At 70.9% G+C, this 17,809-nt stretch carries 7 protein-coding genes; 3 read left to right on the forward strand and 4 right to left on the reverse strand.

Translation table 11 applies throughout. The annotated features are described in order from the left end of the window. Nucleotides 1-269: 269 nt before the first annotated feature. The 3 genes from ACRAKH_RS19365 to ACRAKH_RS19375 all read left to right on the forward strand — a co-directional run bounded on the left by ACRAKH_RS19365 (nucleotide 270) and on the right by ACRAKH_RS19375 (nucleotide 7,238). Nucleotides 270-1,310: a calcium:proton antiporter gene (locus ACRAKH_RS19365; protein ID WP_380723063.1), complete on the forward strand. Its 1,041-nt coding sequence runs from the start codon at nucleotides 270-272 to the stop codon at nucleotides 1,308-1,310. A gap of 257 nt (nucleotides 1,311-1,567) precedes the next feature. Further along, complete coding sequence (locus ACRAKH_RS19370) at nucleotides 1,568-4,000, forward strand: chondroitinase-B domain-containing protein (RefSeq protein ID WP_380723057.1); 2,433 nt, start codon at nucleotides 1,568-1,570, stop codon at nucleotides 3,998-4,000. A 403-nt stretch (nucleotides 4,001-4,403) separates the two neighbouring features. Beyond that, nucleotides 4,404-7,238 carry an AfsR/SARP family transcriptional regulator gene (locus tag ACRAKH_RS19375; protein ID WP_380723055.1) on the forward strand — a complete coding sequence of 945 codons (2,835 nt, stop codon included), beginning with the start codon at nucleotides 4,404-4,406 and terminating at the stop codon, nucleotides 7,236-7,238. A 21-nt stretch (nucleotides 7,239-7,259) separates the two neighbouring features. On the opposite strand, the gene ACRAKH_RS19380 is transcribed toward ACRAKH_RS19375, so the two are convergent. From ACRAKH_RS19380 to ACRAKH_RS19395, 4 genes are all read right to left on the reverse strand, one after another. Then, nucleotides 7,260-7,628, reverse strand: coding sequence for a hypothetical protein (locus tag ACRAKH_RS19380; protein ID WP_380723053.1), 369 nt, complete (start codon nucleotides 7,626-7,628; stop codon nucleotides 7,260-7,262). Continuing rightward, nucleotides 7,625-14,437, reverse strand: a complete 6,813-nt coding sequence (locus tag ACRAKH_RS19385) for an RHS repeat-associated core domain-containing protein (RefSeq protein WP_380723051.1) — start codon at nucleotides 14,435-14,437, stop codon at nucleotides 7,625-7,627. Before ACRAKH_RS19385 ends, ACRAKH_RS19380 begins: the two co-directional genes overlap by 4 nt. 201 nt (nucleotides 14,438-14,638) lie before the next feature. Beyond that, nucleotides 14,639-16,024, reverse strand: coding sequence for a hypothetical protein (locus ACRAKH_RS19390; RefSeq protein ID WP_380723050.1), 1,386 nt, complete (start codon nucleotides 16,022-16,024; stop codon nucleotides 14,639-14,641). Nucleotides 16,025-16,533: 509 nt separating this feature from the next. Next, a complete protein-coding gene (locus ACRAKH_RS19395; protein ID WP_380723048.1) occupies nucleotides 16,534-17,808 on the reverse strand; it encodes a glycosyltransferase 87 family protein in 1,275 nt (424 codons plus the stop codon). Nucleotide 17,809: the final 1 nt, after the last annotated feature.

The raw sequence follows: 17,809 nt of genomic DNA on the forward strand, positions 1-17,809 counted from the left end.
CGATATTCTGGACACATGACCGTCGGGCATGCGCAAGCGTCGACCACGGGCCAGGACGCGCCGGCGCAGCAGCTCTCCGACGCGAGCACGACGACCGCGCCGCGAACCGCCGATCCACTCGGTGCCCCGCGTTCCGCCGGAGCATCGGCGTGAGCGGGCCCGAAGGAACCGATCCCACCGAGGTGCGAGCCGCATCGACGCCGCCGGCCAGTCGGGGTCGGTTCTTCACGGACTGGCGGGCGTTGGCGCCGCTGGTCGCCGTGGCGGTGATGGCCGCGTCCTGGGGCCGCGACGTGCCCTCGCTACTGCTCGTGGTCATCGCCCTGGTCCTGGGCGCCGCGGTGCTGGCCGCGGTGCACCACGCCGAAGTGGTGGCGCATCGCGTCGGGGAACCCTTCGGATCACTGCTGCTGGCCGTCGCCGTCACCGTCATCGAGGTCGGCCTGATCGTGACCCTGATGATCGCCGGGGGCGCCGGCACCGCCTCGCTGGCCCGTGACACCGTCTTCGCCGCCGTGATGATCACCTGCAACGGGATCCTGGGCCTGTCGTTGCTGATCGGCGCCGTGAAGTACCGGCTCGCAGTGTTCAACGCCGAGGGCACCGGCGCGGCCCTGTCCACCGTCGCCGCACTGGCTGTCGTCTGCCTGGTGCTGCCGACGTTCACCACCGCCAGGCCCGGGCCCGAGTTCTCCCCGACGCAGCTGACGTTCGCCGCTGTGGCGTCGCTCGTCCTCTACGCCGCGTTCGTCAGCACCCAGACCGTGCGCCACCGCGACTTCTTCCTGCCCGTCACCAGCGACGGCGTGGTCGTCAACGACGCCGACGGCGACGACCACGCCGACCCGCCCACCAACCGCGCCGCGGCCACGAGCGTCGCGCTGCTGCTCGTCGCGCTCGTCGCGGTCGTCGGCCTGGCCAAGGTGTTGTCCCCCGCGATCGAGACCACCGTCGCCGGTCTCGGCCTGCCGCACGCGTTCGTCGGCGTGGTCATCGCCCTGCTCGTGCTGCTGCCCGAGACCCTCGCCGCCGCCAACGCCGCCCGCCGCAACCGCATCCAGGTCAGCCTCAACCTCGCCCTGGGCTCCGCCATGGCCAGCATCGGCCTGACCATCCCCGCGATCGCCATCACGACGATCTGGCTACCCGGGCCCCTGCTGCTCGGCCTCGGCGCGAACCAGATCGTCCTGCTCGCGATCACCATCGTCGTCGCCACCCTGACCGTCGTCCCCGGTCGAGCCACCCGGCTGCAGGGAACCGTCCACCTCATCCTGCTCGGCGCGTTCCTCCTCCTCGCCGCCAACCCCTGACCGGAGCGACGCAGCCGGCCGCACCGCGGTTGAGCAGGCGAATCAGCGCGCGCTCAACACCCGGTCAGCGGAGGTCGCCACGATGGCGCCGTCCAGGAGGCGCCGTGACGGACGGCCGGACTCGCGGTCGTGCGCGCGGGTTCGTCCTCCAACAGAGGAGAGGTTCGATGCGACGAGCTTGGTGCGCCGCCGTAGTGGCGGTCATCGCGGGTGCGGGGGTTACCGGCCATGCTTCGGCGGTCGAGGGGGTGGCGGGGGTGGCGGGGCCGCCGGTGGCGGTCGTGGGCGCCATGGCCAGTGGGCACGACGGCAACGTGCCGGCCAACACCCTCGACAACGACCTGACCACCCGCTGGTCAGCCGAGGGGGACGGGGTGTGGATCCGCTACGACCTCGGCTCGGCGCAGACCGTCGGCTCGGTCTCGATCGCCTGGCACAAGGGCGACACCAGGACGGCGACCTTCGATGTCCAGCTGTCGGGTGACGGGTCGTCGTGGACCACCGCGCTGGCGCGCAAGACCAGCAGCGGCGGCACGGTTCGGCACGAGAACTACGACTTCGCCGACACCTCGGCGCGGTACCTGCGTGTGGTCGGTTACGGCAACACGGTGAACGACTGGACCAGCATCACCGAGGCGACCGTCAACGGGGCCGACGGCGGAGGGGGCGGCACGTGCGCCTACCCGGCCGGCGTGCTGAACCTCGCGAACTGGTACATCGGGCTGCCGATCGGCGCGGAGGAGAGTCCCACCAACGTCTACCAGCCGCAGCTCGCGACCTACTCGGTCGACCCGTGGTTCGTCACGACCCCGAACTGCGACGCGGTCCGCTTCCGGGCCGCGGTGAACGGCGTGACCACCAGCGGGTCGAGCTACCCCCGCTCGGAACTCCGCGAGATGTCGGGTACGGCCAAGGCGAGTTGGTCGTCCACGTCGGGGACGCACACGATGGTGGTCGACCAGGCCATCACCGCCCTGCCCGAGGACAAGCCGCACGTCGTGGCCGGGCAGATCCACGACGGCAGCGACGACGTCTCCGTCTTCCGGCTGGAGGGCGGCAACCTCTACGTCACCAACGGTGACACGTCCCACCACAAGCTCGTGACGAGCAACTACGTGCTGGGCACGAGGTTCCAGGCGAAGTTCGTCGTCAGCGGGGGCCAGATCAAGGCCTACTACAACGGCGTGCTGCAGACCACGATCTCGAAGAGCTTCACCGGGGGCTACTTCAAGGCCGGCGCGTACACGCAGGCCAACTGCACCAACTCGACGCCCTGCGACACGGGCAACTACGGCGAGGTGCAGATCTACGGGCTGAGCGTGACGCACGGTGGTGACCAGGGCGCCGGCCGCACGGTCGACGTCGCCGACTCGGCCCAGCTGCAGAGCGCGTTCGCCGCCGCGCAGGCCGGGGACCGGATCGTGCTCGCGGACGGCCGCTACTCGATCGGCAAGATGACCGGCCGCCACGGGACCGCCGCCGCGCCCATCACCGTGGTCGCGGCGAACCGCGGCCAGGCGGTGGTCGACGACGGGCAGCTCGAGGTGGCGAACTCCTCCTACGTCATATTCGAGGGTCTCAAGTGGACGAACAGCGACACGTTGAAGATCACCAGCTCCAACAACGTGCGCCTGACCCGCAACCACTTCCGGTTGACCGAGGAGTCGTCCCTGAAGTGGGTGATCATCCAGGGCGCGAACAGCCACCACAACCGCGTCGACCACAACCTGTTCGAGGAGAAGCACCAGCTGGGCAACTTCATCACGATCGACGGCTCGGACACCCAGCAGTCGCAGCACGACCTCATCGACCACAACCACTTCCGCAACATCGGCCCGAGGGCGACCAACGAGATGGAGGCCATCCGGGTCGGCTGGAGCGGCATCTCCCGGTCGAGCGGGTTCACCGTGGTCGAGTCGAACCTGTTCGAGAACTGCGACGGTGACCCGGAGATCATCTCGGTCAAGAGCAACGACAACATCGTCCGGTACAACACGTTCCGCACCTCTCAGGGCACCCTGTCGCACCGGCACGGCAACCGCGGCACGTTCCACGGCAACTTCTTCCTCGGCGGCGGCAAGGCGGGCACCGGCGGCATCCGGGTCTACGGCCAGGACCACAGGATCTACAACAACCACTTCGAAGGCCTCACCGGCACCGGCTACGACGCCGCGCTGCAACTCGACGGAGGCGACGTGGACACGTCCGGCGCGTTGAGCGCCCATTGGCGGGTCTACCGGGCGACTGTCGCGCACAACACCTTCGTCGACAACGTGTCGAACATCGAGATCGGCGCCAACTACTCCCTCGCGCCGGTCGACCTGGTCATCACGGACAACGTGGTCAGCGGCAGCCAGGGCAGGTTGTTCAACGAGCGCAAGGCGCCGGTGAACGCGACCTACGCCGGCAACATCGCCTGGCCCACCGGGTCGGCGACCACCGGTGTCACGAAGTCCGCCGACGCCGTCAGGACCGTCGACCCGCTGCTGGTCCGCGACGGATCGATCCACCGGATCGGCGCGGCGAGCCCGGCGATCGACTCCGGCACCGGCCGCCACCCGTTCGTCACCGACGACCTCGACGGGCAGGCGCGCACCGGTGGCGCGGACGTCGGCGCGGACGAGCGGTCCACCGCCCCGGTCACCCGCGGCCCGCTCGGCGCGGCCGACGTCGGCCCGACCGCGCCCTGACGACCTCGACGGGAAGTCCGGCAGCAGGCATGTGGCGATTGCCGCGGCGAAACGCCGTGGTAATCGCCACATGCCTACCGGCAATTCCTTCGATGACAACCCACACCCTCCGGAGGCACCAACTCGCAGGAATTGTCGGACGTGACAGGCACACGTGGCGGAATGGCTCTTGAATGGAAGCTGTTGAAGGTCACGGGTCTACGATCGGTCACACCTCATGAGGTTCCGATGACATTCCGCGGCTCACGGGATCGGTGTCGGGGGTGGCGAACCGGGCGTGCCCCTGGGCTGACGGGGTGAAGGCAGGTGCTCCAACCGAGCGTCACGCCACCCTCACGCGCCGTAAATCGAGCCGGCGCTGACATCCTGTCGGGGACGGGTGAGGTGAGCGCCGGGGGGCAACGTGGAGTTCGGCCTGTTGGGCACGGTCGTGGTCCGCCACGAGGAGCACGAGATCGTCCTGGGCAGCGGCCGCGTGCGCGCGATCCTGGCGATGCTGCTGCTCGAACCGGGTCGCGTCGTGGCGGTGGACCGGCTGGTCGACGTGATGTGGTCCGCCGAGAAAGGACCACCGGCCACAGCGCGCAACAGCATCCAGAGCTGCGTCTCCCAACTGCGGGCGATGTTCGCCGCCGACCCCGCGGTGCGGCTGTCCCACCGAAGCCCCGGCTACCTGCTGGAGGTCGACCCGGATCGCGTCGACCTGCACCGGTTCCGGTCCTTGGTCGACCAGGCGCGCGGTAGCGAGAACGCCCGCACGAGCGTCGGCTTGCTGCGTCGGGCACTGGCCCTGTGGCGGGCCGAGCCGATGGCCGACGTCGAGGCGCCCGGGCTGCGGGCGGTGAAGCACGGACTCGTCCAGCAGCGGCTGTCGGCGCTGGAGGACTGCGTCGAGCTCGAACTGGCGTTGGGCCGGCACGGCGAACTCATCCCCGAGCTGACCCTGCTGGTCGCCGAGCACCCGCTGCGCGAGCGGTTCCACGCCCAACTGATGCTCGCCCTCTACCGCGCCGGGCGCGCGGGTGACGCCCTGCGCGCGTTCCAGAACGCCAGGGAGGCGTTGAAGGAGCACGTGGGCACCGATCCGGGTCGCGAGCTGCTCCGGCGGTACGAACAGGTGCTGCACGGTGACCCGGCCCTCGACCTCCCGTCCGCGCCCGCGGCCTCGGTACCCCTCGCGCGGCCCGTCCGTCCAGCTGTGGTGCCGCGCCACCTCCCTCCGGCGCCGACGGGTTTCACGGGCCGTCGCCGGGAACTCGACGCGTTGACCGCCGTCCTCGGTTCGGCGGACGACTCCGTGGTGATCTCGGCGATCGGCGGCCTCGGCGGCGTGGGCAAGACGTGGCTCGCGCTGCACTGGGCGCACCGCCACCTCGACCGGTTCCCCGACGGCCAGTTGTTCGTGGACCTCCGTGGATTCGACCCCGTCGAAGGACCGCTGGAACCCGCCGAGGCACTGCGCGGGTTCCTCTGCGCCCTCGGGGTCGATCCCACCGACGTGCCGGGCGAGCTGAACGCCCGCGTCGGGCTGTACCGCAGCCTCGTCGCGGGCAAGCGGCTGTTGGTGGTGCTGGACAACGCCCGTGACGCGGCGCACGTGACCCACCTGCTGCCCGGCACGGCGGGCTGCACCGTGCTGATCACCAGCCGGGACCGGATGCAGGGGCTGGCCACCACCTACGGCGCCCGCAACGTCGCACTGGACGTGCTCTCCGAATCCGAGGCGCACGACCTGCTCGCCCAGCGCCTCGGCGACCAGCGCGTGGCCCACGAGCCGGATGCCGTGGCGGAACTGCTGGCGTACTGCGCGGGCCTGCCGCTGGCCCTCGGGATCGTCGCCAGCCGCGCGGCGGCCCGGCCCGGCTTCCCGCTCGCCGCGCCTGCCGCCGAACTGCGCGACACGGCCACCCGGCTGAGCACCTTGGACACCGGTGACCCCGCCACCAGCCTCCGCACGGTGCTGTCCTGGTCGCACTCCGCCCTGGACCCGCACCAGGCGCGCGGGCTGGAGCTGCTGGGCCTGGCTCCCGGACCGGACATCGGCTCGCCCGCCGCGGCCGTCTTGCTCGGGCTGACCGACGCCGAGGCGGTGGCGCTCCTGCGGGCCCTGGAACGGATGTCACTGGTGGACGAGCACGCCCCGGCGAGGTGGCGCATGCACGACCTGATCCGCCTGCACGCCGCAGAGCAGGCACGCCACGGGCAACCGGCCGACGAACGGCGATCAGCGCTGCACCGGGTGACCGACTTCTACCTGCACACCGCGCACGCCGCGCACCTGCTCCTGCACCCGCACCGCGAGCCGATCGACCTCGGCGCGCCGGCAGCCGGCTGCCGACCTCGGCCGCTGCCGGATCGGGCCGCCGCGTTGGCGTGGTTCCAAGCCGAGCACGCCAACCTGCTGGCCACCCCGCCCGTCGCCGTCGACCTCGACCGGCCGGAGTCGGCCTGGCAGCTGATCGTGACGCTGGACCTGTTCACCGCCTGGCGCGGCCACCTCTACGACCAAATCGGCCTCTGGCAGACCGGGCTGGACGCCGCGCGGCGCTCCGGTGACCCCGCCGCGCGAGCCCTGGCACACCGCAGGCTGGGCCTCGCCTGTGCCAAGGCCAGGCGGCACGCCGAGGCGCTGGACCACCTCAGCGCTGCCCTGGCGTGCCATGAGCAGGTCGACGACCCGCTGGGCGAGGCCTACACCCACCGCTACCTCGCCTGGACGTGGGCGAGGCAGGGGGACAACGTCCAGGCCGTCCGGCACGCCGCCCGCGCCCGCGACCTCTCCCGCCAGGTGGACAACCCGGTGCTGGAAGCGCACGCGCTGAACTCCCTCGGCCTCTACACCGCCCGGCTCGGCCACCACGACGAGGCCCGCACCCACTGCGAGGCCGCGCTCACCCTGTTCCGGGCGCACCACCACCCCGACGGTGAGGCGGACACGCTGGACAGCCTGGGCTTCGTCGCCCACCAGAGCGGCCGGCACACCGAAGCCCTCGACTACTACCGGCAGGCCCGTGCCCTGTTCCACGACGTCGGCAACACCTACGCGGAAGCGAGCACATCCGACTGGCTGGCCCGCACCTACACCGCGCTCCACGACCACCACCGGGCCCGCGAGGCGTGGCACCACGCCCTGCAGCTGTACGAGGCCCGGGGCTACACCGACGACGCCGAGGCCGTCCAGCGGCGGCTGGACGGCCTCGGCTCACCACCACGCACTGCTATCGGTCACGGTACTTAGATCGGGACTCGAACAGCCAGATCACTCGAAGTGCGCCACTGCCTCGTCCGCCGGCTCGCCGTGCAGCCAAGTCAACTCGTGCGGCACCCCACGGATCATCATGGACTGGGAGGCGAGCTGCTGTCGCGCGTCGGATTCTTCGAGTGGGCCGTCGGCGATCCACTCGAGGTGGGTTCCATCCGGCCGCACCAGGACGATGTCGAGGAAGATCCGATCCTCGGCAGCGGTCCTCCGGCGTTTGAGGACACCGGTCGCCCAGTAGACCGAGTCGAGCTTGACGCGAACGTAGCCACCCAGCTGCCCGTCCACGTGTAGCGCACCGACCTTGTCGACGTATTCGACCAGGTCGTCGGGCAGCGGCTTCGACCCCGCGAACCGATCCGGGCTCATCTTCGCCCCCTGAACCAAGGTCGGCGGTGGTTGATGTGGAAGTTGAAGTAGTCGTGCCGACCACGTGAACTGTAGGTCAGGTTGGAGGACCACCCGTGCTTTCCCTTTTTCGCGGGACCTCGCCACGCTTTCCTGCCCCGTTCGAGCATCCGCGCTCCGTTGCGGGCGAAGCTCTTCGTCGCCTTGCGTCCCACCCACATCCGACCAGCCAACCAAGCAGTGGCTCTGGTGGCTCGAACGGACGCGTTCGCCTTCCTCGCGGCGTGGGCGGCCTTGGCTATCTTCACCACGCGGTACGCCCGGTAGGCCCATGCGGCCACACCCAGCCCGGGGACGAACCCCGCGACGGTGAGTGCGATGCCCCATTTGTTCTTCCACGCCCACCTCCCGGCTTTCCTCAGCCACGAGGCCCGACCGTCGAGGTCGACCTTGTTGACGGGATCGGCGTGCGAGTAGTCGTAGGCAGTGGCATTGCCCCCTTCGACCGGGTCGACGCTCAGGAACCGGCCGAAGCGCGGGTCGTACACGCGGACGCCCATGAGGACGGTGCCGGCCAGCGTGTCGCTGGAGCGCTGCTTCGCTCCCAGCCACCCGTAGCGGTTGTGCGGCTGATCGGCGGACGGGAGGCCGTACTCGTCGTAGTCGAACAGCTCGGGTGCGGTCAGGGGCGCGTCGATCGTTGCCACCACGGAGCCGAACAGGCCCGCCAGCTGGAGGGTCGTCTCCCCCGCGCTGACGACGGCCGCCAGGTCGCCGTCCGGGCCCGACACCATGCGCGTCGTGCCGGCATCGGGCTCGGCGATCCACGACGGTTCGTCGGAGTCGTCGCCGTAGTGGTTGGTGCTGGTGCCGGTGGTGGTCCACTTCCCTTCGCCGCCGGCGTCGGTGTGGCTGGCGCGCAGGCGCATCGCGGGGTCGAGGGTCCAGCGCTTGCGGTCGGTGCCGAGGGTTTGGGCGGCGATCATGTCGTTGGCGTAGTAGGCCAGCGAAAGGCCGTCCGGGGTCGTGAGGGTGCGGCCCAGGGCGTCGTAGGTGAACCCCGGGTCGGTGACGCGGTCGGCGGTGTCGACGGCGTGGGTGGTGCCGCCGTCCGCACCATCGGTGTTGCAGGCGCCGTCCGGGCCCGGCTGGAAAACCTGCTTGGCCTTGCGGTTGGTGCGGTTGTCGTAGGTGTAGGCGCGAGTGGTGCACGCGCCGCTCGGATCACGTTGTTCGGCGCGGAGCAGTCGGCTGATGCCGTCGTAGGCGTAGGTCTTCCAACCGCCGGTGTAGGTGTGGGACATCCACTGCGACCGCGAGTTCTCCACCACGGACTCGGCGTAGACGACGTCACCGCTGCCCCGGCTGTAGGTGCGTTGCACCGGGGAGAAGGACGCGTCGAGCCGATCGCGCCGCACCAGCCCGCCGGGGTAGGTCTGCTCGACCAGCTGACCGTCTGGGCTGTAGCGGGCGGTGAAAGTGCCGACGGTGGAGTCGGTCAGGGCGGTGACCAGGTCACGCGGTTCGACGGTGCGGTCGTAGGCGTAGCTGCGGAACCCCGACGGGTCGGAGACCTTGGTCAGGCGGCCGTGCCGGTCGTGCTCGGTGCGGGTGACCGCACCGTCCCCGTCGGTGTAGGTCAACGGGCGACCGAGGGTGTCCTGTTCTTCGGTGATGACGGCGTCGGGGGTGCGGGTGCGCAGTTCCGCACCGGTGGTCGGGTCGTACTCGGTGGTCACCGTGGGCACCGGTTGGGTGCCGTCGTCGGAGGTGGTCGCCACGGTGGCGGTGCGGCCCGCCGTGTCGAACGTGGTGGTGACGCGGCGGGTGCGGCCCGCGGCGGTTTCGGAGACGACGGTCTCACCGCCGAACCGGTGGTAGGACTCGATCCGACGGACCGGCAGGTCGGTGGCCATCCGCGTCGGATCATGGCCCGTGATGGCCCCGGCAACACGGCGCACGCAGAGCTTCCCGGCCCATTCCGGCTTGTTGCCGCACGCGGTGTCGGAGGGGTTCGGGCCGGCGGTGTAGTGGATGTTGACCTTGGTGCGCGCGTCGGTGCCGGTGGCATCGATGCCCCAGTCGGCGGTGGTGCGTCCGGCGTCGTCGTAGACGGTGTGGGTGGCGAGGTTCAGCCCGCCCGGGCCGGCGTCGTCGAGGAACGACGTGGCCTTCCTCAGCCGCCACCCGGACGTGCCGCCCTTCTCCGCGCCGTACCCGGTGCGGTCGATCGTGACGTCGGCGTCGGGATAGCCGGCGGTGATCTGGGCGCCCTGTTGGCTGGTGGTCAGCAAGTGGTAGTTCGCGCCGTCCGGCTTGCCCTCGTCGTAGGTGTTGACGGTGTGCGCGCGAGCGACCACCTGGGTGCCGGCGGGCAGCGTGGGCCGGTTGCCGGTGGGGTCGACCAGTTCCTTCGCCAGGGCCATGACGGTGACCGGGCTGAGGGTTTCGACCAGGTCGAGCCCGTCCGCGCTGTAACGGTTGGTGCTGGACAGCAACCGTGCCCGCTCGCCGGTGTCCGCGGGGAGGTTCAGCTCGCCCGCGAGGACGGCGGCGTCGGGCAGTTCGCCCAGGGCCAGCAAGCGGTTGGTCGACTCCAGCGTGCGCACGGTGTTGCCGAACCGGTCGTACTCGGTGGTGTCGATGTGCCCGCCGGGGGTGGCGACGTTGACCTCCTGTCCGGAGGCGTTGAGGTAGTGCACCGTGGCGTGCCGGTAGCCGTCGGCTCCCGGTGTGGCCGGCGGCGGGTCCTGGCTGCCGAAGATCGCGGTGGCGTCGGTGGGCAGGTCGGTCTGCGCCCACCGCGACACCGACGCGAAGTCCATGTCGTGCGGGCCACCGGCGCCGCGGGTGAGCGGGACCTGGTAGACGACGGTGGTCGCGGTCTCGCCGTCGACCTGGTCGCGGGTGCCGGGGACCAACGCGGCCCGCCGGACGCGCAGCAACCTGTCGGCGTCGGGGTCGCCGGGCGCTGTGCCGTGGTCGAACCGGAACGGCTGCTGCCCCGGCGGGAACACCGCGGTCACCCGGCCGTCGGCGTCGTAGTCGTAGGTCGTCTTCAGCAGCGGGGTGATGCGGGGGTCCCACGTCTCGCGCAGCCGCCCGGAGTTGTCGTAGAGGTAGCGGGCGACCTCGACAGCGGTCATCGCCGTGCCGTCCCACGTCCACAGCTTGATCGCCCGGACCCGGTCGGTGACGTCGCCGAGCCCGGTCGCGGTGGCGGTGGTGCCGGTGGCGTAGTCGTACTCCAGGACCTCGCAGCCGCGCGCCGGGATGGCGGCCGCGCAGTCACCCACGCCCGGCTGCACGGGGTTGGCGACCCGCTTGGGCAGGGCCCGGCCGTTGCCCGTCTGGTAGGTGGTGCGTGACGTGGAGTCGGCGTCGGCGGTCCAGCTCGCGGTCGCCGCCCAGACGTCGCCCTGCTTGGTGAACTCGGCGGTGGCGTCGTCGGCCTCGTCGAGCCGATAGGTGTTGTCGTCGACCTTGGTGAGGGTCGCTCCCTCGTTGCCGGGTTCGGGGGTGAAGGTGCCGTCGGCGTGCCGGGAGAACGTCGTCCAGGTGCCGTCGAGCGAGTTGACCTTGACGAGGTTGGTCTCCGGGAACTCCAGGGTGGTGTACTCCATGGCGGCTTCGCCGTCGGCCGCGCCGCCGCGCCACTGGGGGCCGAAGGGCGCCACGATCTCGGTGAACGACAGGTGGTCGAAGAACACCTGCTTGCCGGAGCCGGGCGCGAACCCGTTGTACAGCCGCAGGAACGCCTCGGTGGCGTCCGGCGGCACGGTGAAGTCGACGCTGAGCTGCTGCCAGCCGTCGGTGTAGGTCGCGGGGCCGCTGGGCGTGGCCCGGTAGCCGGCGCCGGGCGTCTTGGTCCACGGCACCAGCCGCAGGCCCCGCTCCTGCCCGTAGGGCGCGGGCAGCGCCAGGCCGCTCGCGGAGGGCACGTAGATCCAGCCGGTGAACCGGTAGGACTTGCCCGGCTGCATACCCAGCCGCATCGCGCCCACGTCACCGCCGACGTGGGCGAAGGTGTCGCCCTGCTTCGCCAGGGCGTTGGTCGAGGAGGACATCGGCGTGACCACGATCGAGTCGGTGCTGTTGTCGTGGCCCCGGGTGGTGGAGCGGGCGATGGTCGTGTCACTCGCCCCGAAGCCGGTCAGGTCGGTGGTGACGTGCCGCTGGTTGGGGCTGAGCCGCTCGCCCTGCGGCAGCCAGCCGTCGCGCGGCTCCCTCGAGGAGGCGGTCCGGGAGACGGTCAGGCCGAGGTCGTCGGTGTCGGTCGCGTCGAGGGTGTGGTCGCCGGTGAGCAGGTTGACCGAGCCCGGCCCGATCTCGGTGCTCGCCGCGCCGTCGCCGTTCGGGTCGACGGTGACGCGCACCCACGCGGTGTCGTAGGCCGGGTCGGTGTCCTTGGCGGTGAACAGCCTGGCCCGGACCTCCACCACGCCGCCGACCGTGCCCAGGGTGTCCGCCGCCGTCCACACGGCGTGCTCACCCAGGTCGGTCAGCGGCACGCGGGACGCGGTGATCGCGGCGCCCGCGGCGGTGCGCAGGTTCACCAGGGGGATCTCGGCTTCCGGCGCGCCGGGGCCGCGCCGGTACTGGAACGTGGCCCGGGTGTAACCGGGCCTACCGGTGACCGCGATCTTCATCCGCTTGACCGCGGTGGACCCGGCGAGGGGCAGCGCCAGGCCGGCCCGGCCGACGTTGAACCGGTAGGTGTTCGGACCGGACAGGTGCCCGGCACGGTCCTTGGCCCGCACGGTGAGCGTGCGGGCGCCTTCCGCGGACGGCGTGATCGTCACGGTGGCCGGCCCGGTGGCCGCCAGCGTGGTCGACGTGGTGTCGGTGTCCAGCGAGTACACGAACGCGGCCAGGTCTGCGGTGCCCGCCGCCGGGGTGAAGGTGAAGGTCCCGGCCTGCCCGCTGCCGCCGTGCCAGCCACCGTCGGCGGGGTACTGCGACGAGGCCACGAAGGGGACGCCGGGCGCGCCCGCGTCGGCCACGAACTCGCACCACGGACCCCAGGCGCCCTCGCCCGCCGCGTTGACGCCGCGGGCTCGCCACGCGTACGCGGTGCCCTCGGTCAACTGGCCCGGCGGGATCGCGGCGCCGAACACCGAACCGGAAGCACCCGGCTCGGTGGTGACCTCGCCGACCGCGGCGCCGTCCACGCGCTGCCAGGTGAACTGGGCACGGACGTCGCCGCCGCTCGAACTGGTCACCGTCGACCGCAGGGTCGGGGTGAGCGACGCGATCGACGGGCGCCCCGTTCCGGTCAGGCACGACGTGGCCGGCACCGTCGAGGGCGACGAGGCCGCGGGCACCGCGCCGTAGGTGATGCTCATGGTCGGGTTGTTGTCGAACTTCTTGTGGTAGGTGGCGTCGTTCTCGTGCGCCGCCGGCGTGCGGATGCCGAACGACACCGACGTCCAGTCCTCGGCGACGGCGAACCTCACCGCGCTCGTCACGTCCACCGGCACCGGGCCGGCCGGGCACGCCGCCGAGTGGCCCTTGGCGGCGTTCACGGTGGCGACCAGCGGCTTGAAGCCGCCGTAGGTGTTGGTCCACACGACGTTCGAGGAGGTCTCCTGGTAGGCCCACGTCCACGACGAGGTCATCCAGTTCGTGCGGTACACCTCGAACGGCCGCGGGTCGCAGCCGCCCGACCAGGTCTCCTGGAGGTTCCAGGTGGCCGACACGACGTTCTGCCCGGACAGCCCGGCCAACCGCATGTTGAAGAACGACCGACGCCGGTTCGCGCCGTTGTTCGGGCTGCCGATCTCGGCGTCCTGGGTGACGTTGTAGTAGGAGGTGCCGGGCGTGGCCGAGTCGACGAAGCTCCACGAGTGCCGGGTGGAGGTGTAGCCGGGGTCGATGAACAGCGGGAACTTCGTGGCGGGGTCGGCCAGCACCGCGTCCAGGTCCGGTGTGACGATGAGGTCGGAGCCCTTCAGCTCGGCCCGCATCTCCCGCACCGCACCGCGTCTCGGCGTGTTCAGCGCACCCGTGGCGTCCCACATGCGCGGTGAGGAGGAGGTGAACACCGGCTGGTTCGCGCCGTCCGCGCCCGGAGGTCCCAACTGTGCCTCGTCGACCGCCTCGGTGACGCCGTTCCGACCGGGCCGCAGCGTCAAGCCCTTGGTGCTGGTGGGGAACCGCAGGGCGCGCAACGCCGGGTTCGCCGCGGCCTGCCTGTCGCGCACGACCAGCACCTCTGAGAACCCGTTGGCGTCCACGGCGACCCGCAGGTCGACGCCCGGCAGCACCTCCGGGTAGGTCGCGGTGCCCGCGTCGAGCGTCGGGCGCGGCAGCCGGCCGACCGGTGAGCCGAGCGCGAGTTCGCGGCCGTTGTCGCTCATCGTGATCAGCGGACCGTCACCGCCCGCGGACAGCCGCATGCCCAGCGGCACCGCGAACGGCGCCACCGCACCGTCTTGGAACCCCAGGCGGGTGTCCACCGGCACCCAGTCCTCACCGCGGCGCACGCGGACCGGCTGGGCGTGCTGCTCACGGGTGAACGTGCCGTCCGGGTTGGCGAACACCAACGCCGACTCCGACGTCTGCGACCGCACCCCGACCCTGCCGTCGCACAACCGCGCCGCCACCACCGCCGATACCGGATCCGGTCGGTCCGGCGGGCAACTCGCCGCCCTCGGCGCCGGCGCGCTCTCGCGGGCGAGGACCGGACCGGCTGCCACGACCTGGGTCACACCCGCGGTCAGGACCACGACCAGGAACGCCGACAGACCCTTGGCGAACGGACCGGGTCCGCCTTCCGACCGGTCGTCAGGAGGCGACGATCTCGCCCGGAACCGGATGACGGGGAACAACCGACGATGGTGCACGACACCGACCTCCCGCAACAGCGACGCCTGGCTTCAGGTCGTCGGAGGAATTCGAAACCGGGCCGACGGGACGACCGGCCGACGTCGCATCGGCGCGTTCCGTCGTCGCACCCCGCCACCGGGTGGCCGGTGGCGGGGTGCGATCAGGTGTGACTTCTCAGAACTGCGAGCCCAGTGGGCAGGTATTCAGGGGTAGACGCGGACCCAGTCGACCTCGAACACCGCGGGGCGCAGGCCGCCGTCACCGGTGAAGTTGTCGAGCTGGATGTTGAGGTGACCGGAGGGCATCGCCTGGATGTCCGCGCGTCCACCCGGACCCGCGCCGCCGGACAGGCGGAACCACTCGGCGCCGTCGACGTAGCCGACCAAGGCGGTCGGGGTCCACTCGAAGGCGAAGTTGTGCCACTGCGTCATGTCCACCGGGCAGCGCTCGCGGTAGACCTTGTCGTCACTCGGGCTCTTCGGGTAGTGCAGGAACGCGGCCTGGCACTGGGAGTCGGGGTTGGAGTACTCCACCCAGTCGTACTCGCCGTCGACCAGCCGCTTCTCCGAGGTCGGCCAGATCAGGTGCAGCGGGTGGTACAGACCGCCCGACGGGCCGGTGTTGCGGGAACGGGACCGGATCTCCCAACGACCGTACTGGCGGTCCAGCTTCTGCTTGAGCCATCCGGTGTCGCCGTTCGCCTCACCGGTCATGGTCATGATGCCCCCGGCCACCACGCTGTTCTTCGCGCACCGGCGGCCGTTGCCCGCGTGACCCTCCCAGCACCCCTCGGTGCCTCCCACGGTGCCGCTCGGCACGCCCCACTTGGCCGGGTCGACGGGCCCGGTGTAGTCGAACTCGTCGGAGATCGGGTGCGGCGTGCCCCAGCCGTACCGGATCGCGGCCTGCGTCTGATCACCAGGCGCGGTCGTCGTGGTCGTGGTGCTCGTGGTCGTGGTGCTCGTGGTCGTGGTGCTCGTGGTGGTCGTCGTCTCGGTCGTGGTCGGCGGGACGCCCCCGCCCACCCGGTAGTCGCACGCTGTCGCGCGGAACGTCGCACCGGACGCCGAGTACTCGTGATCGGTCAGCACGTTGGCCCTGACCGCGTTGGGCGGCGCGGTGAACCCACCCACGACCCGCGTCCACCCGCTGCCGCTCGCGAACGACGTCCAGGTGCCGTCGACGTGGCCGAGATACCCCGTGTTGTTGCCCTCGGGCGTCGAGTACCAGTCCACCTCGACCCGCGCGCGACCGGCCTGCGAAGCCGACACGTCGTAGGCGAAGGTCCACTGTTCGCCCGGTTTCACGTGCTGCTGCGGGAGGTACGCCGACGGGCCGGCCACCGAGTTGTTGCGCTGCACGTAGGCGAACCGCGCCGACTGGTGGTCGGCGACGGCCTCGCGGACCGGGGCGGACCCCCGCAGCGACCCCCACTCGTCCAGCCCTTTGTTCAACACCGGGTTGTTGCACGTCGACACGTTCGTACCGGCCGGGAGCTGCGCAACCGACAGCCCGTTCAGGCCGAGCACACCGACGAGACCGGCGGCCACACCTCCCCCGATGAACCAGCGGTTCCGATAGGCCGCCATGTGCGCTCCCCTGTCGATTGCCTGCGAAGTCGGCACGACCATGGAGGGGCAGGCTGATCACGCGCTGACTGCGCGCTTACCGGACGCTGATCGAGGGCGCGTGGGAGTTGCTGCTGCCTCAGACCGGCACCATCAGGGCTCGTCGAGGCTGAATTGTCACGATCGACGGATTCGTCCTGTCCCCGCGACATGTCAGAACTCCGCGTTAGGACGCTGATCTGACAACCCGCCCGCCGGATAGCCGGCAAGCCGGTCAACGGCAAACCGCACCCCCCTGTTATCCGCCAACCTGGCGACGTGCCGGCCTACAGCACTCGTGGCCCATCACCCAGCTCGGGTCCTCCGCCACCCACCTTCCGCCCCCTCGCGAGTGGTTGCCGGACAAGTGACGATTCTGCACGTTCGTGACCGGCGGAGAGCCCGTCGAACCAGGCTTGCCTCCTGGTTCGACGGGCTCCCTCCGAACGCCTGCCCGACGACCGCCGAGCCTTACTGTCCTGAGTGGACGATTACCGCACCGCCGTCGACTCGGGCAGGAACTCCTGCGACGACGCGCGGATCGACGTGGAGCGGTCGGGGAACTGGCGGCGGATCCACAGCGGGCCCAGCAGGAGCAGCACCAGGCCGGTGACCGGGAACATGGCGGCGACGACCTGCTGCCACGCCGCCAGGTCCATCGGCTCGGGCGGCGACTCCTGGATGCCCACCAGCATGAACACCCGCACGGTGAACACCACCGCCAGCAGGGCCGTCACGACCGCGATCGCGGTCGAGCGCTGCCGGTGGGCGCGCACCGCCAACCACACCAGGAGCGGGATCACGTAGACCCAGTGGTGCTCCCAGCTCACGGGTGACACGAGCAGGCCGGTGATCGCCGCCGCGCAGAAGCCGAGGAAGTCGGAACCGCGCCGGAACGCGTACGCGGCCACCGCCAGGCCGTAGAGCCCCACGACGCCCAGAACCACCAGCCACCACTGCGAGAACGCGCCACCCTCCAACACCCGGGCCATGGCGCCCGCCAGTGACTGGTTGGGCGTGTCGAACACACCGCCCGCCCGCGAGGAGTGCAGCACCAGCCCGCCCCAGTACTCGGCCGAGTCCGCCGGGGCCACGATGAAGTCGAGGACGACCGTGCCGGCGAAGGCCAGGACCGCTGTGCGGGCCGCCTTCCACTGCCGGGTCACCACCAGGTACGCGATGAAGATCAACGGCGTGACCTTGAGACCCGCCGCGATGCCGATGCCGACGCCGCGCCACCGCCCCGGATTCGGCCGGAAGTCCAGCAGCACCAGCAGGAGCAGGAACATGTTGATCTGGCCGGCGATCAGCTGCACGCGAACCGGCAGCAGGAAGGACGCCAGGATCAGGCCGGCTACCGTCAGCACCGCGCGGTTGCGGGGGTTCCGGACACCCGCGATGCCGAGCGACAGCCACACCACCGCGCCGAGTGCGACCAGCGACACCGTGTTCCACACGAGGCTCGCCGTGCCGATCGGCAGGAACGACAGCGGCACGAAGAAGAGCATCGCGGTCAGCGGCGGGTACAGGTACGGCATCGGCCCGTACAGGGGGGACATGACGACGAGGTCGTACAGCGATCCGCCGTCGCGCACGGTCTGCCCGCTGGCCAGGTAGACCTTGAGGTCGACCGTCCAGCGCAGGCTCCAGTACGGGTCGCGGGTGTAGACGTAGGACGCGATCAGGGCAAGGGCCAACGCCGTGACGACCACCGCGGACCAGGTGATCACCTGTAACCGGCCGCGGGACTCCGGGTGACTGGACATG

It is taken from the genome of Saccharothrix hoggarensis, from assembly GCF_052936025.1.

Coding starts and splice junctions, on each gene's coding strand:
- ACRAKH_RS19365 (WP_380723063.1), top strand. CDS start 270: ATGGCCGCGTCCTGGGGCCGCGACGTGCCCTCGCTACTGCTCGTGGTC.
- ACRAKH_RS19380 (WP_380723053.1), bottom strand. CDS start 7,628: ATGAGCCCGGATCGGTTCGCGGGGTCGAAGCCGCTGCCCGACGACCTG.
- ACRAKH_RS19390 (WP_380723050.1), bottom strand. CDS start 16,024: ATGGCGGCCTATCGGAACCGCTGGTTCATCGGGGGAGGTGTGGCCGCC.
- ACRAKH_RS19395 (WP_380723048.1), bottom strand. CDS start 17,808: ATGTCCAGTCACCCGGAGTCCCGCGGCCGGTTACAGGTGATCACCTGG.